Annotated in this window: 12 protein-coding genes and 1 pseudogene; 3 read left to right on the top strand and 10 right to left on the bottom strand. The window is 49.6% G+C overall.

The features are described 5' to 3' along the window. Positions 1-27: 27 nt before the first annotated feature. Positions 28-2007 carry an ATP-dependent zinc metalloprotease FtsH gene (ftsH, locus tag OCV63_RS12855; RefSeq protein ID WP_158364468.1) on the bottom strand — a complete coding sequence of 660 codons (1980 nt, stop codon included), beginning with the start codon at positions 2005-2007 and terminating at the stop codon, positions 28-30. A gap of 460 nt (positions 2008-2467) precedes the next feature. On the opposite strand from ftsH, the gene OCV63_RS12850 reads away from it, so the two are divergent. Then, positions 2468-4084 carry a CTP synthase gene (locus OCV63_RS12850; protein WP_158364466.1) on the top strand — a complete coding sequence of 539 codons (1617 nt, stop codon included), beginning with the start codon at positions 2468-2470 and terminating at the stop codon, positions 4082-4084. Positions 4085-4235: 151 nt separating this feature from the next. Here OCV63_RS12850 and OCV63_RS12845 read toward each other — a convergent pair whose 3' ends face one another. From OCV63_RS12845 to OCV63_RS12820, 6 genes are all read right to left on the bottom strand, one after another. Next, positions 4236-4499, bottom strand: a complete 264-nt coding sequence (locus OCV63_RS12845; RefSeq protein ID WP_158364464.1) for a type II toxin-antitoxin system RelE/ParE family toxin — start codon at positions 4497-4499, stop codon at positions 4236-4238. Between the two features lie 8 nt (positions 4500-4507). Beyond that, positions 4508-4810 carry a type II toxin-antitoxin system RelB/DinJ family antitoxin gene (locus OCV63_RS12840; protein WP_158364462.1) on the bottom strand — a complete coding sequence of 101 codons (303 nt, stop codon included), beginning with the start codon at positions 4808-4810 and terminating at the stop codon, positions 4508-4510. A gap of 159 nt (positions 4811-4969) precedes the next feature. Continuing rightward, positions 4970-6424 carry a DUF1846 domain-containing protein gene (locus tag OCV63_RS12835; protein ID WP_158364460.1) on the bottom strand — a complete coding sequence of 485 codons (1455 nt, stop codon included), beginning with the start codon at positions 6422-6424 and terminating at the stop codon, positions 4970-4972. A gap of 138 nt (positions 6425-6562) precedes the next feature. After that, positions 6563-7582 carry a UDP-glucose 4-epimerase GalE gene (gene galE, locus OCV63_RS12830; RefSeq protein ID WP_158364458.1) on the bottom strand — a complete coding sequence of 340 codons (1020 nt, stop codon included), beginning with the start codon at positions 7580-7582 and terminating at the stop codon, positions 6563-6565. A gap of 143 nt (positions 7583-7725) precedes the next feature. After that, entirely contained in the window at positions 7726-8082 is a 357-nt protein-coding gene (locus OCV63_RS12825) for a VOC family protein (protein WP_158364456.1), read from the bottom strand. Then, positions 8079-8765, bottom strand: a complete 687-nt coding sequence (locus OCV63_RS12820; RefSeq protein WP_158364454.1) for an MBL fold metallo-hydrolase — start codon at positions 8763-8765, stop codon at positions 8079-8081. Before OCV63_RS12820 ends, OCV63_RS12825 begins: the two co-directional genes overlap by 4 nt. 205 nt (positions 8766-8970) lie before the next feature. On the opposite strand from OCV63_RS12820, the gene OCV63_RS12815 reads away from it, so the two are divergent. Both OCV63_RS12815 and OCV63_RS12810 read left to right on the top strand, forming a co-directional pair. Beyond that, positions 8971-10275, top strand: a complete 1305-nt coding sequence (locus tag OCV63_RS12815) for a TrkH family potassium uptake protein (RefSeq protein ID WP_158364453.1) — start codon at positions 8971-8973, stop codon at positions 10273-10275. Positions 10276-10406: 131 nt separating this feature from the next. Next, on the top strand, positions 10407-11075 hold the full coding sequence (locus OCV63_RS12810; RefSeq protein WP_158364536.1) for a potassium channel family protein: 669 nt from the start codon (positions 10407-10409) through the stop codon (positions 11073-11075). A gap of 310 nt (positions 11076-11385) precedes the next feature. Here OCV63_RS12810 and OCV63_RS12805 read toward each other — a convergent pair whose 3' ends face one another. The 3 genes and pseudogenes from OCV63_RS12805 to OCV63_RS12795 all read right to left on the bottom strand — a co-directional run bounded on the left by OCV63_RS12805 (position 11386) and on the right by OCV63_RS12795 (position 13884). After that, complete coding sequence (locus OCV63_RS12805; RefSeq protein WP_262670868.1) at positions 11386-12111, bottom strand: FGGY-family carbohydrate kinase; 726 nt, start codon at positions 12109-12111, stop codon at positions 11386-11388. A gap of 48 nt (positions 12112-12159) precedes the next feature. Continuing rightward, positions 12160-12876: pseudogene (locus OCV63_RS12800) on the bottom strand (FGGY family carbohydrate kinase); the annotation flags it as partial. Positions 12877-12891: 15 nt separating this feature from the next. Beyond that, positions 12892-13884: a LacI family DNA-binding transcriptional regulator gene (locus tag OCV63_RS12795; protein WP_158364447.1), complete on the bottom strand. Its 993-nt coding sequence runs from the start codon at positions 13882-13884 to the stop codon at positions 12892-12894. Positions 13885-14141: the final 257 nt, after the last annotated feature.

The raw sequence follows: 14141 nt of genomic DNA, 5'->3' as shown, positions 1-14141 counted from the left end.
CCAGGCCTGTCTTTGAAAGGTGTTACGTTATGCTTCTGGTTCGTTGTGCGATATGGTGGTCGGAGCACCGGCCTCCTCGCCGCTTAACGAGGACGCGGTCGGCTCCTGCGGAGCCTCCACTGGTTGGTCCGGATCCGGAAGGCCTTTGACCTCACGGAAGATCTTCATGAATTCCTTGCCGGTGATCGTTTCTTTCTGGATCAGGAAGTCGGCGATCTTGTCCATGACTTCGCGGTTCTCGTTCAGGAGACGCTTCGCTTCCTCATAGGAAGCTTTCAGGATCTTCATGACTTCCATGTCTACTTCGGCTGCAGTAGCGTCGCCGCAGTTCATGACGGTGCGGCCGTTCAGGTATTCGTTTTCCTGGACTTCCAGGCCCATGAGACCGAATTTTTCGGACATGCCGTACTGAGTGACCATGGCTCTGGCCAGGCGGGTGGCTTTTTCGATGTCGTTGGCAGCTCCGGTGGTGACGGTGTCAAAGACGATTTCTTCAGCGGCGCGGCCGGCCAGGAGACCTACCAGCATGGCGTCGATTTCTTTTTTGGTATTCAGGTATTTTTCTTCTTCCGGTACCTGCATTACGTAGCCCAGGGCTCCCATGGTTCTCGGTACGATGGTGATTTTCTGGACGGGCTCGGCGTCTTTTTGGAGGGCGCTTACCAGGGCGTGGCCTACTTCATGGTAGGACACGATACGGCGCTCTTCTTTACTCATGATGCGGTCTTTCTTTTCTTTGCCCACCAAAACGACTTCTACGGATTCGAAGAGGTCTTTCTGGGATACGGCCTGGCGGCCATTCTTTACCGCAAGGATGGCGGCCTCGTTGATCATATTGGCGAGATCGGATCCTACGGCTCCGCTGGTGGCCAGGGCGATGGCGTCCAGGTCTACGGTTTCGTCCATTTTGACGTTTTTGGAATGGACTTTCAGGATGTCTACGCGGCCTTTCAGGTCGGGTCTGTCTACGATGATACGGCGGTCAAAGCGGCCCGGACGTAACAGCGCGGGATCCAGAACTTCGGGGCGGTTGGTAGCGCCCAGGACCAGACATGCGGTGTGGCTGTCGAAACCGTCCATTTCCGCAAGGAGCTGGTTCAGGGTCTGTTCGCGCTCGTCGTTGCCTCCGCCCAGGCGGCCGTCCCGGCTTTTGCCGATGGCGTCGATCTCATCGATGAAGATGATGCAGGGAGAGTGCTTCTTGGCTTCCTGGAACAGGTCGCGGACACGGGATGCTCCCACGCCGACGAACATTTCTACGAAATCCGAGCCGGACAGGGAGAAGAACGGTACGTGCGCCTCTCCTGCTACGGCTTTGGCCAGCAGTGTTTTTCCGGTTCCCGGCGGGCCTACGAGCAATGCTCCTTTGGGGAGCTTGGCTCCGATCTGGGCGTATTTGCCCGGATTATGGAGGAAGTCTACGACTTCCTGCAGAGATTCTTTGGCCTCTTCTTCTCCGGCTACGTCTTTGAAGGTGACGCCGGTGTCTTTTTCGATGTAGACTTTGGCTTTGCTTTTACCGACGTTCATGCCCATCATGCCGCCTCCGCCGCCCATTCTGCGCATGAGCAGGGCGAATGCGCCCCACAGCAGTACGATGGGCAGGATGATGTTAATCACGGCAGACAGGATGATGTCTCTCATATCCTCGACAGGCGCGGAATATTCGACTCCGGCTTTTTCCAGGCGTTCCTGCAGCTGGTAATCCGGTACGGTACCGGTGGTGTAAATCTGTTCCCGGCCCAGGGCATCTTTGTTTTTGGCTGTAATTTTCAGGCTGCCGGAGTTGATCTCGACTTTAGCTACTTTACCCTCGTCCAGCATCTGTACGAATTCGTCGTAGGTGATGGTGTTGCTGCTGTTACCCATGCTTCCGATGTAATTCCAGAACAGAATCGCTACCATGGCGATGATCAGGAACATCAGGATGCTCTGACGATTCTTCGGATTCTTATTGTTATCTCCGCCTCCGGAGGGGCGGTTGGAATTGTTGTTATGTTCTTCCATCTTTCTCCTCCTTGTATGTCACGCTCCGGAAAATGGGTTTTATTTTCCAGACGTAACACTTCTATTATAATGTCCGGAATTGGATAAAGCAATATGGAAAAATCTGAAATTTCTGTAAACAAGTTCAGCCCATGGTTCCGTGCATGCGGATTTCATGCTCGCATGAAAATCCGCATGTATGGAACCATGGAGGGAGCGCCACGATATGAGCAAAAATGAGCTGCGACAGCAGCGGAGAGCTCCAAAGGAGCGTTTTTGCGAATGGCGCGGGCTGAACTGTCCGATCCAGCCACAATTTTTTCTTTATTTTGTTCCTCATTTCCCTAATTTTTTCGGCGTATTTCATCTGGATTTTTCCCCATCGCAGTAGTATAATGATTCAGTTATTTTTATGGAACAGGATTCTTTCTTTATTACCTGTTATCCCGCTATTAAATATCTTTTGAAGGAGGTATCGCACATGCCTGTTAAATACGTCTTTGTCACCGGCGGAGTGGTCTCTGGTCTCGGTAAGGGTATTACTGCCGCTTCTCTGGGCCGTCTTCTGAAAGCCCGGGGCTACAAGGTGACCATGCAGAAGTTTGACCCCTATATCAATATCGACCCCGGTACGATGAATCCCGTTCAGCACGGCGAGGTGTTCGTGACGGACGACGGCGCTGAGACCGACCTGGATCTCGGTCACTATGAGCGCTTTATCGATGAATCTCTGACGAAAAATTCCAACGTTACTACCGGTAAAATCTACTGGTCTGTTCTGCACAAGGAGCGCCGCGGCGATTACGGCGGAGGCACGGTGCAGGTTATCCCCCATATTACAAACGAAATTAAGAGCCGTTTTTACCGCAATTTCAATGAGGATGAGACCCATATTGCCATCATTGAGGTGGGCGGCACCGTCGGCGATATTGAGAGTCAGCCGTTTCTGGAGGCGATCCGTCAGTTCCAGCACGATGTGGGCCATGAGAACGCGATTCTGATTCATGTGACCCTGATTCCTTATATTAAGGCGTCCGGCGAGCTGAAGACCAAGCCGACCCAGGCTTCTGTGAAGGATCTGCAGGGTATGGGGATCTGGCCGGATATTATCGTCTGCCGGAGCGAGCATCCGCTGGACAACCATCTGAAGGACAAGATTGCCCTGTTCTGTAATGTGCCCAGCTCCCATGTGCTTCAGAACCTGGATGTGGAGTATCTCTACGAGGCTCCGCTGGCTATGGAGAAGGAGCATCTGGCGCAGGTGGCCTGCGAATGTCTGCACCTTCCCTGTCCGGAACCGGATCTGACGGACTGGACTTCTATGGTGGAAGCTCTTCGCCATCCGACTTCCGAGGTTCATATTGCCATCGTTGGAAAATATATCCAGCTGCATGACGCTTACATCAGTGTGGTGGAGGCCCTGAAGCACGGCGGTATCGCCAGCCACTCTGTGGTAGATCTGAAATGGGTGGATTCCGAGCTGGTCAACGACGCCAATGCGGCGGAGTATCTGTCCGATGTGGACGGTATTCTGGTGCCGGGCGGCTTCGGCGATCGCGGTATCGAGGGTAAGATCAGCGCCATCCGCTATGCCCGTGAAAATAATATTCCTTTCCTGGGGCTGTGCCTGGGTATGCAGATGGCCATTGTGGAGTTTGCCCGCCATGTCATCGGATATGAGGACGCCCACAGTGTGGAGCTGGATCCGAATACCACGCATCCGATGATTCATCTGATGCCGGATCAGGATGGAATCGAGGATATCGGCGGTACCCTGCGGCTTGGTTCTTATCCGTGTATTCTGGATAAGGATACAAAGGCTTACGAGCTGTACGGCGAGGAGACCATTCATGAGCGTCATCGCCATCGGTATGAGGTCAACAATGATTACCGTGAGGTGCTGCGTCAGTCTGGGATGACGCTTTCCGGTATTTCGCCGGATGGAAGGATTGTGGAAATGATCGAGCTGAAAGATCACCCGTTCTTCCTGGCGACGCAGGCCCATCCGGAATTAAAATCCAGGCCGAACCGGCCCCATCCGTTGTTCCGGGGCTTTGTGGCAGCGGCGCTGGAATACCGGAATGAACATCAGAACTAAGCTTTCTATAAGCGTGAAAATAGAATCCTGCAACGCAGGATTCTCGCGCCGAGGCGCGGTTGCCTTGGCAACCATCTACCACTGCGCCGAGTGCGCATCAGCAAAAACCGGGACTGTCTCAGCGGACAGTCCCGGTTTCACAGCTTATTTTTTACTCTAATCTATCCAAATTTTGAAGCTGTTTTATCTGATCTCTTTTATTGTAAATAATTGCCATCACCTGAACTTTATCATTCTCTTCATCTAATAATGCGTACTTTTGCGGAAGTTCTGACAATGTTAACATTGCTTTTTCCATTTTATCGGCAAGTATATTGGCCGCTTCTGGCGCACACAACTCACATGAAATATAATACGTAATTTCCTTCATCTGTGTCAGAGCCTGCCTGGTGATTTTTACTTCATACTTTCTCACCGTATACCCTACCTCTCCATTTTCAGTTCTTGAAATGCTTCCTCCACAGATAAAGATTCATCTCTTTTTGCCTGCGTCAGTCCGGTCTGCATGATAGTATCAAAATCTTCTTTTGATAATGTATCTCTTGTGGAAAATTTTTCCGGGATTTCCAAGGCAAAAGGAATCCCATCCCGCATAATGATCTGACGGTATACCATATCAATAAACACAGATACCGGAATGCCCAGTTTTTCCAGGATAGCCTCTGCCTGTTCTTTGATATCCGGCTGAATTCTGGCTGTCACATTTGCTGTTTTAGCTGCCATCATTTATCACCTCCTTTATTACTATTGTAACACCATGTATAGCTATATACAATACATCTAATTTCTAAATAATTTCTAAATAAAACAAGGCCCGGAACCGACACACTCCTGTTATTCCTGCAGAAGTGCGTCAGTTCCGGGCACTAATCCCATTCTCTGTATCTATTTCGCCTCAGAGGTCAGCATGATTCCCAGTTTCTGGAAAGTCTTTTCATCTGCCGCGTTCAGCATCCGGGAGGTATGCACCTGGCTGCCCCGGAGATTCGGAAGCTGGCGGAGAGCCAGATCTGCCAGCGGGTTGCTCTCTGTGCTGGAGGACAGGGCAATCAGAACCTCTTCCATGTGAAGACGCGGATTGCGGCTGCCCAGATACTCTACCTTCAGCTTCTGGATCGGCTTAATGACATTGGGAGTAATCAGAAGTACCTCCTCGTCAATGCCTGCCAGATGCTTCAACGCCTTAATAAGCAGGGCGGAGCAGGCTCCCATCAGATCGCTGGTCTTGCCTGTAAGCAGGGTGCCGTCCGGCAGCTCGATGGCTGCGGCTGTGTGTCCGGTTTCCTCGGCGCGGGCCAGGGCTGCCGGTACTACTTTACGATCCTTCGTGCATACGCCCGCATTATTCATCAGCAGCTCGATTTTGTAAGCCTCTTCCTCTTTGGATTTGCCCCGGGCGATATTGACCAGCGTCTGATAGTAGCGGCGGATAATCTCCTGTCCGGATGCCTCCCGGCAGGCCTCGTCGTCTATGATACAGTTGCCGGCCATATTGACGCCCATATCTGTGGGGGACTTGTAGGGGCATTCCCCGTAAATCTCCATAAACATGGCGCGCAGCACCGGGAAGATCTCCACGTCCCGGTTATAATTTACCGTAGTTTTTCCATACGCCTCCAGATGATAGGGGTCAATCATATTGACGTCGTTCAGATCCGCGGTAGCCGCCTCGTAAGCCAGATTTACCGGATGGCCGAGGGGCAGATTCCAGATGGGGAAGGTCTCATACTTGGCATAACCCGCACGGACGCCGCGCTTATGCTCATGATAGAGCTGGGACAGACAGGTAGCCATCTTTCCGCTTCCCGGTCCCGGCGCAGTGACAACCACCAGCGGCTTGGTAGTCTCGATGTATTCGTTGTGGCCGTAGCCCTCGTCACTTACGATAAAGGGAATATTATTCGGGTATCCCGGAATCAGGTAATGGCGGTATACCTTTACGCCCATTTTCTCCAGACGGCTCTGGAACATCTGCGCGCTGTACTGGCCTGCGAAATGGGTAATGCAGACGCTGCCCACATAGAGGTTCTTGGACTCGAAGATAGCCTTCAGGCGGAGCAAATCGGAATCGTAGGTGATTCCCAGATCGCCGCGCACCTTATTCTTTTCGATATCCTCCGCGCTGATTACGATGACGATCTCTACCTGATCGGCCAGCTGCATCAGCATCCGCAGCTTGCTGTCCGGCTCAAAGCCCGGCAGAACGCGGGACGCGTGATAATCGTCGTAGAGCTTTCCGCCGAATTCCAGATACAGCTTATTGTCAAACTGGGCGATGCGCTCCCGGATATGCTCCGACTGCATAGCCAGATATTTTTCATTGTCAAATCCTTTTCTCATGTTTTCTCCCCTGTAATTAATTTTTCATACGATATAAAAATAGTTTCTATATAAAAATAGTTTCTATTCCACAAAAAGGGGATACTGCCGCTATTCAGCAGCAGTATCCCGAAGCAGTTCTATATTCCAACTCTTATCTTAGTCTGCATAACCGTTCGGGTTCATGGTCTGCCATCTCCAGGAATCCTCACACATTTCTTCAATGCCATACTCTGCTACCCAGCCCAGCTCCTTCTTTGCCTTGGTGGGATCTGCATAACAGGTGGCAATATCGCCTGCACGGCGCGGCTTGATCTCATAGGGAATCTCCTTGCCGCAGGCCTTCTCAAAGGCATGGACCACATCCAGAACGCTGTAGCCCTTTCCGGTACCCAGATTGTAAATCAGTACGCCGGGCTCGGTCTTCTCTACCTTTTGAATCGCTGCCACATGTCCCTTTGCCAGATCTACCACGTGAATGTAATCACGCACGCCGGTTCCGTCGTGGGTATCATAGTCATTTCCGAAGACGCCCAGGCATTTCAGCTTGCCGATGGCTACCTGCGCCACATAGGGAACCAGGTTGTTCGGAATGCCCTTCGGATCCTCGCCGATGAGGCCGCTCTTGTGGGCGCCGATGGGATTGAAGTAACGAAGCAGTACCACTCTCCACTCCGGATCGGATACAAAGATATCAGTCAGCACCTGCTCCAGCATGCCCTTGGTCTGTCCATAGGGGTTGGTAATCTTACCCTTGGGGCATTCCTCGGTAATCGGGATAAATGCCGGATCACCGTATACGGTAGCAGAGGAACTGAACACAATGTTCTTTACGTTGTGCTTTCTCATCACGTCACAGAGAATCAGAGTTCCGGTAATATTATTATAGTAATACTCGATGGGCTTGCGTACCGACTCACCCACGGCCTTGTAGCCTGCAAAATGAATAACGGATTCAATCTGCTCCTTATCAAAGATGGCGTTCAGGGCGTCACGATCCAGAATATCCGCCTCATAGAACGTAACCTTCTTTCCTGTAATCTGCTCCACGCGCTCCAGCGCTTTTTCACTTGCATTATACAGATTATCTACAACTACTACCTCATAGCCCGCATTCAATAACTCTACACAGGTGTGGCTTCCGATAAAGCCCGCACCGCCTGTTACCAAAATTGACATTTGACTGTCCTCCTGTTTTCAAAGGTTAGCCTTTGCTAACATTTGTTTCACTACTATTCACTGCTAAATCATAACATGGTTTTGTAGGCGGTGCAAGTGCCATTTCCTCCAAAAAAATTGCAGCGTTTTCATAACAGACAGCTTTACGGCAAAATTTCAAGCCAGTAGCCATCCGGATCTTCGATAAAATAGATCCCCATTTCTTCATTTTCAAAGCAAATGCAGCCCATCTCTTTGTGCTTTTTATGCGCCGCTTCATAATCGTCCGCCCGGAATGCCAGGTGAAATTCACATTCGCCCAGATTATAGGGCTGCGGATGCTCTTTCAGCCAGGTAAGCTCCAGCTCAAAATCACTTACCTCATTACTCAGATATACAATGATAAAATCATTGGCTGTCTTTCGTCTCACTTCGTGCAGATCGAGAGCTTCGTTGTAGAATTTTATAGAACGGTCCAGATCGGATACATTATAGTTTTCATGAATCATCTTAAATTTCATAGCACTTCTCCTTTTGCGCATTCTGTGTTTTTTATACGTGATTTGTATTGCGGATATTCCGTGATAAACCGCTTTATTACGCTGGCGTCCTCCCAATAATGCATGGGAAAAACAGCATTGCAATCTACATTTTCCAGAAAATACAGAATTCCATCGGCATAGTGGGCTTCCTGCCTCGGATCAAGGGGAACGAATGCAGCGTCAAAGTGCAGGCCCTTAATTTTCCGGATTTCCGCACGATACGCCGAAGTGAGCCGCCGGTTATCCGCTTCCGGCTCTCCTTCCCAATACCAGTCGTTTAAGTCGCCGGCATGGTAAATCGTGCCCTCTTTCGTTTGAACGATAAATGCGACGCCGCTATCGTTAGAAAGTAACGTATCGACCCGGGTACCATGGTCCAGTTCATAGGTTTGATCGTGATAGGCGTATGTAATTTTTATATTCGACAGGTGGTTCCTGTTGCGTATATCTTTCGCCAAAATTGCCTGATACATCATCCCCATATGGTCAAGCATTTCGAAGATTTTGGGATTAAAATGATCCTCATGGAAGTGACTGCAAAAGACAATCACCTCTTTTTTTCTGTCGAGAGAGGGCAATTCACCCCTGTAATAGTCGAAAATATAGTAACAGTCGCCGGATTCAACCAAAAAGCCACTGTGGTTGATATAGGTTATTTTCATGATATCACCTGCATTTTATAATGGATCGTTTCTATAAAATTTTACAACCTTATTTTATACGTTACTACGTTAGTATGTCAACTCTGTTGACCGTTGGCGTTGAAAATAGAGTTTGATTTTTTCTTAAATTTTCCCGAATCTCTTGTTCCTTCCACCTTTTCCTCGTATAATAGAGGCATGTCGTTAAAAAAACAAGGGAGATCCTATGAAACATATTTTACGCTTTATTAAAAACCAGCCGCCCGCAAGACTGATTGTCGCGGGCTTTTTCCTGATTATCCTGACCGGAGCCTGTTTTCTCATGCTGCCGGTATCCTTACGCCCCGGCGTCCATACCAGCTTTCTGGACGCGCTTTTTACCGCCACCAGCGCCACCTGTGTCACAGGCCTGGTGACCGTAGACCCCGGAGACACCTATACGGTCTTCGGCCGGGTGATTCTGGCGCTGCTTATCCAGACCGGCGGTCTGGGCTTCACCTCCATGGGCGCAGGCCTTATGCTGGCTACCAAACGGCGGGTAGGCTTTAAGAGCCGGCTTCTTTTGAAGGAAGCCCTCAATGTGGACAACTTCAGGGGCATCGTCCGACTGTTAAAGGCTATCTTGCTTACCACCTTAATTTTCGAAACAGTAGGCGCGCTCCTGAGCTTTCCGGTCTTTGTCCGGGACTATCCGCCCCTGAAGGCGCTCGGAATCAGTATCTTTCATTCCGTTTCTTCCTTTAATAATGCCGGCTTCGACATTTTAGGCGGTGGCCAGAGCCTCATTCCTTATCAGAACGACATCCTGCTGAACCTGGTTACCGGCGGCCTGATTATCTTCGGCGGCCTGGGCTTCCTGGTGATTCTGGACGTCCTGAAAAACCGTTCCTTCCGGAAGCTGACCCTCCACTCTAAGGTGGTTATAAGCACCACACTGACGCTTCTGACTGCCGGCACCCTGGTCTTTCGTTTTACGGAGCATATGCCCTGGATTGGCGCGTTTTTCAATAGCGTCACCGCCCGGACTGCCGGCTTTGCCACCTACCCTTTAAATGATTTTTCCAACGCGGGACTCTTTGTGATGATTCTGCTGATGTTTATCGGCGCGTCCCCCGGTTCCACCGGAGGCGGTATCAAGACCAGCACCTTCTTTATTCTGATGCAGACCATGCGGAGCGCCCTGAACAAACGGCACATGGGAGCCTTTCACCGGAGCATTTCACCAGAGAATACCTCCCGGGCCTTTCTGATTACCCAGCTGTCCCTCTGTGCCGTTCTCATCGGAACCTTTCTGCTCTGTCTCCTGGAACCTTCCTTTGAAATGAGACAGCTGCTTTTTGAGGTTGTCTCCGCCTTCGGCACCGTCGGACTGTCCACGGGAATCACGGCCGATCTGCATGCAGCCAGTAAGCTGATCCTGATTTTCCTGATGTTTATCGGAAGACTGGGCGCATTTACGATTATCACCATGTGGATTGAACGGCCGGAGCAGAACGTCCGGTACACGGAGGAATCCATTACCATTGGTTGACATAACAGGTTCTACACGATCACGATTCTGTAAAACCCAGGTAATTTGCACCATAAGGAATCAGCTATGAAATACTTACAAAACTTTTAAAAATAACCTTACTTATATAAAGGGAGATCATTATCATGAATATGAAAAAGAAAAAAGACAGCTCCATCTTCGGAATCATCGGCCTGGGCCGCTTCGGCACCGCACTGGCCATCACCCTGGCGGAAGCCGGAAAGGAAGTCATCGTCGTCGATCAGAATGAAGAAAAGGTCAAGGCCATGCGGCAGTACACCGAATACGCCTTTGTATGCGACAACCTCTCCAAAGAGGCCCTCTCCGAGGTCGGCATCCAGAACTGCGATACTGTCGTGGTCTGCATCGGCAGTAAAATCGACACCAGCATCCTGACCACCCTGAACGTGGTCTCCCTCGGTGTCCCCCGCGTCATCTCCAAAGCCACCAGCCAGGACCAGGGCGCCGTCCTGGAGAAAATCGGCGCCGAAGTGGTCTATCCGGAACGCGACATGGCCACCCGCCTGGGCAAGCGCCTCATCTCCGGCAACTTTCTGGACTTCATCTTCCTGGACAACGACATCGAGATCCAACAGGTTCCGGTCAGCGACTCCCTTGTGGGCAAAACCATCCGGGAAATCAATATCCGTAAAAAATATAGTCTGAATATCATCGCCATCGAGCATCAGCAGGATACCATCATCGAGTTTGCCCCGGACTACGAGTTCCTGAAGGAGGATATCATCGTGGTCATCGGAAAGCTCCAGAACATCCGCAAATTTGAGCGGGCCTTCTCTTAAGCTCCAGTCCCAGACAGATCCTTAAGCATCCGCCTGCGGCGGGTCGCATAAGCGACATGATTCCATTCCGCCGCAGTGCGATCCCCCGGAGGGACTTTTTGCTCTATAGAAATTATGACTTTCGCACTTTAATGTAACACGGTATTTCCTATAGAGTAAAAAATATCGAGTGTTCTAATCCAACTCTTAAGTTGGTTCAGAACACTCGATATGCTTGCGCTTGCTACTCAGGACACTTAGCGATTATCTTTTCACCATCATCTACTCCGTTGTCTCCTCCTGCTTCTCAGTCCAATGGAGTATCATTTGCTCAAAATAAGCCCTGTAAACGACGGTAACTTTCAGCAAAGGACCCAATTTGGTTTTTATAAAATTCTGATGCATCTGGCTGTGGTACAGAAACGCCGTCGGTCTGAACAAATTTTGCAACTGCACCACTGTCTGCAAATATGCCGACACCAATGCCTGCAACAACAGCCGCTCCCATGGAGCATGCTTCATCCAAATGATTAAGCTTCTGAACCGGAAGTCCAAACATATCTGCCAAAATCTGTCTCCAAACAATCTCTTTAGCACAACCACCCATGACACGAATCTCACGAAACTGATGCCGTTGGCGTAAAACATCAAGATTCAGTGCCAAATTATAACTGATGCCTTCCATAACCGCACGCAGCATATCTGCATGTGTTGTTGATTTCCGAAGACCTAAGAATGCTCCCTTTGCACGATCATCCCACCATGGACTCCGCTCGCCTAAAAGATAAGGAAGATAAATCACACCATTTGCTCCAAACGGAACCTGGGCAATCTGGCTATTAATACAATCATAGATATTTTTTCCATCTCGTTCGGCCTCCAACTGTTCCCGCTGGCAAAGTTCATCCCTCATCCAGTTATAGGAAACCCCAGCTGCCTGCATGGTTCCAATTGGGAAAACACTGCCTTTTTGAATACCAGCCAGGTTAAATGTACGCATTTCTTTGTCCAATAAGGGAGCATCATCTGCACAAGCAACCCAGGCAGACGAACCCAGGCAGCAATAGCATTCTCCCTTACGTGTTACACCGGCACCTACTGTGGCTGCTGTACCGTCACCACAGCCGCGAAATACCGGGGTTCCAGCCAACAGACCGCTAGCTCTGGCTGCTTCAGCTGTAACAGTGCCAACTAAATCTACGGAAGCCTGAAGTTCCGGCATAACGTCCCTGGAAATTCCCATTGTTTCGAGGATTTCATCCGACCAGTCAAATTGATTCAGATCAAAAGCTCCTGTACCTGAAGCGTCTGAATAATCCGTACCAATCTCTCCAGTAAGCCGATATGCAATATAATCCTTGCAGTTTATTAATTTTGCCGGCCGTAAATGCTCATTTTCGCAAACCCAGAGCAGCTTGGCAAGACCTGTCGTCGGATTATTCCTCGTTCCGGTAATCCGGTAAAATTCTTCGTCGCCAATCTGTGCAGAAATCGCATCCCGCTGCTCCACAGCACGCTGATCCGCTCAAATCAATGCCGGGCGCAGAACCTGCCCATCCTCTCCCAAAAGGACAGCTCCCATCATATGCCCGCTGAAGCTGACACCGACCACTGCCCCTGGATCAATGCCATCCAAAAGCTCCCGTGTAGAATGGCAAACTGCTTTGTACCAATCCTCCGGTTCCTGTTCTACGTGATTTTCAGCCTGATACCGGGTCGGATAGCTGGCAATCACACTTTTTTCCAAGTTCCCCTCAATAGTAAATAAAGTTGCTTTGTCACCGGACGTGCCCAGATCATGGGCAAGAATATATTGATTCATATTTTTCCATCCTTTTTAACCAAGAACCGGATCAAAAATTATTTGCTTCATGTTCGGATATTCACCATTTTTCATGGATATAATCATGTTCACTGCCAGATGTCCCAGCTTATCAGGCATTTGATCCACCGTTTGCAGGGAAGGCAGCAGTTTACGCATCAACGTTGTACCACTGTATCCAACAATCTTGATTTCATCTGGAATACGAATTCCATGGTCTTCGCAACATCGCCAAGCACCCAGTGCCATCTGATCACTGATGACCATCACTGCTGTAGGCATGGTCTCGGGCGAAAATTCCTGAAGCATTCGTTCCATACATTGATATCCGCCCGTAATATACGGCTGACCCCTGTAAATGACAGCATCATCAGATCGTCTTATTTCTTCCAGTGCCTGCTCGTACCCATGCTGCTTATCCAGATAGGTCATATGCGGCACATCAGATGAAAACAAAGCCACACGCTGATGTCCCTGTTCAAACAGAGATTTTGTAACACGACTAACCACAGCAACATCATCTGTCACAATGGAACAAACACCATAGGCCGAAAGGTCACTATAAACCATTACAACCGGCTTGTGTTTGGCCAGTTTAATGATATGCTCACTGTCCTTCAGATCCGTAGAGCGAGTTCCTACAAATATATATCCATCTATACGCTGTTCCCCTAATGAACGAATATAATACTGTTCCCTTTCAACACTGTCATAGGTATTGGCCAGGATACTCAAATGATTGTTCTTAAAACATGCAGCATCAATTCCCTTGACAACACATGGATAAAACAAATTATCAATATCTGGAACCAGCACACCAATCGTTTGGGTAGAATGCGTGATCAGTCCCTTTGCCAGGGCATTGGGTAAATAATTCAGCCGTTTGGCAGCAGAATGGACCCTCTTAAGCGTCTCTTGCGAAACGCAATCCGGTTCATTAAAAGCACGGGAAACCGTGGCGATGCAAACGCCTGCCTCCCGCGCTACATCTTTGATTGTGGTACTCATGGCATGGATCCTCCTGTTAATATAAAATGAACGAGCCGCTACTTGTACTCGCGGCGACTCGAATATTTACACGATGTCCATGCTCCGAACGCTTTACAAAAGGTCCGGATCGGTTACCATCACAGCCTTACATGCTTCTGCGGGGTTCTGGACAAACTGTGTCAGTCCTTCTACTGCATCCTCCAACATAAATTTCTGAGAAATCAGGGATTTCAAATCAATCATACCAGATTCAACCAGATCAATACACAATGGGA

It is taken from the genome of Laedolimicola ammoniilytica (assembly GCF_025567165.1).
Classification (GTDB): Bacteria; Bacillota; Clostridia; order Lachnospirales; family Lachnospiraceae; genus Laedolimicola; species Laedolimicola ammoniilytica.
The sequence above is the reverse complement of the archived record's forward strand: the minus strand, read 5'-3'. Positions and strand labels throughout refer to the sequence as shown.

Excerpts from the sequence above, each read along its gene's own strand:
- ftsH (WP_158364468.1), bottom strand. The coding sequence starts at position 2,007 with ATGGAAGAACATAACAACAATTCCAACCGCCCCTCCGGAGGCGGAGAT.
- OCV63_RS12850 (WP_158364466.1), top strand. The coding sequence starts at position 2,468 with ATGCCTGTTAAATACGTCTTTGTCACCGGCGGAGTGGTCTCTGGTCTC.
- OCV63_RS12840 (WP_158364462.1), bottom strand. The coding sequence starts at position 4,810 with ATGATGGCAGCTAAAACAGCAAATGTGACAGCCAGAATTCAGCCGGAT.
- OCV63_RS12835 (WP_158364460.1), bottom strand. The coding sequence starts at position 6,424 with ATGAGAAAAGGATTTGACAATGAAAAATATCTGGCTATGCAGTCGGAG.
- galE (WP_158364458.1), bottom strand. The coding sequence starts at position 7,582 with ATGTCAATTTTGGTAACAGGCGGTGCGGGCTTTATCGGAAGCCACACC.
- OCV63_RS12825 (WP_158364456.1), bottom strand. The coding sequence starts at position 8,082 with ATGAAATTTAAGATGATTCATGAAAACTATAATGTATCCGATCTGGAC.
- OCV63_RS12820 (WP_158364454.1), bottom strand. The coding sequence starts at position 8,765 with ATGAAAATAACCTATATCAACCACAGTGGCTTTTTGGTTGAATCCGGC.
- OCV63_RS12815 (WP_158364453.1), top strand. The coding sequence starts at position 8,971 with ATGAAACATATTTTACGCTTTATTAAAAACCAGCCGCCCGCAAGACTG.
- OCV63_RS12810 (WP_158364536.1), top strand. The coding sequence starts at position 10,407 with ATGAAAAAGAAAAAAGACAGCTCCATCTTCGGAATCATCGGCCTGGGC.
- OCV63_RS12795 (WP_158364447.1), bottom strand. The coding sequence starts at position 13,884 with ATGAGTACCACAATCAAAGATGTAGCGCGGGAGGCAGGCGTTTGCATC.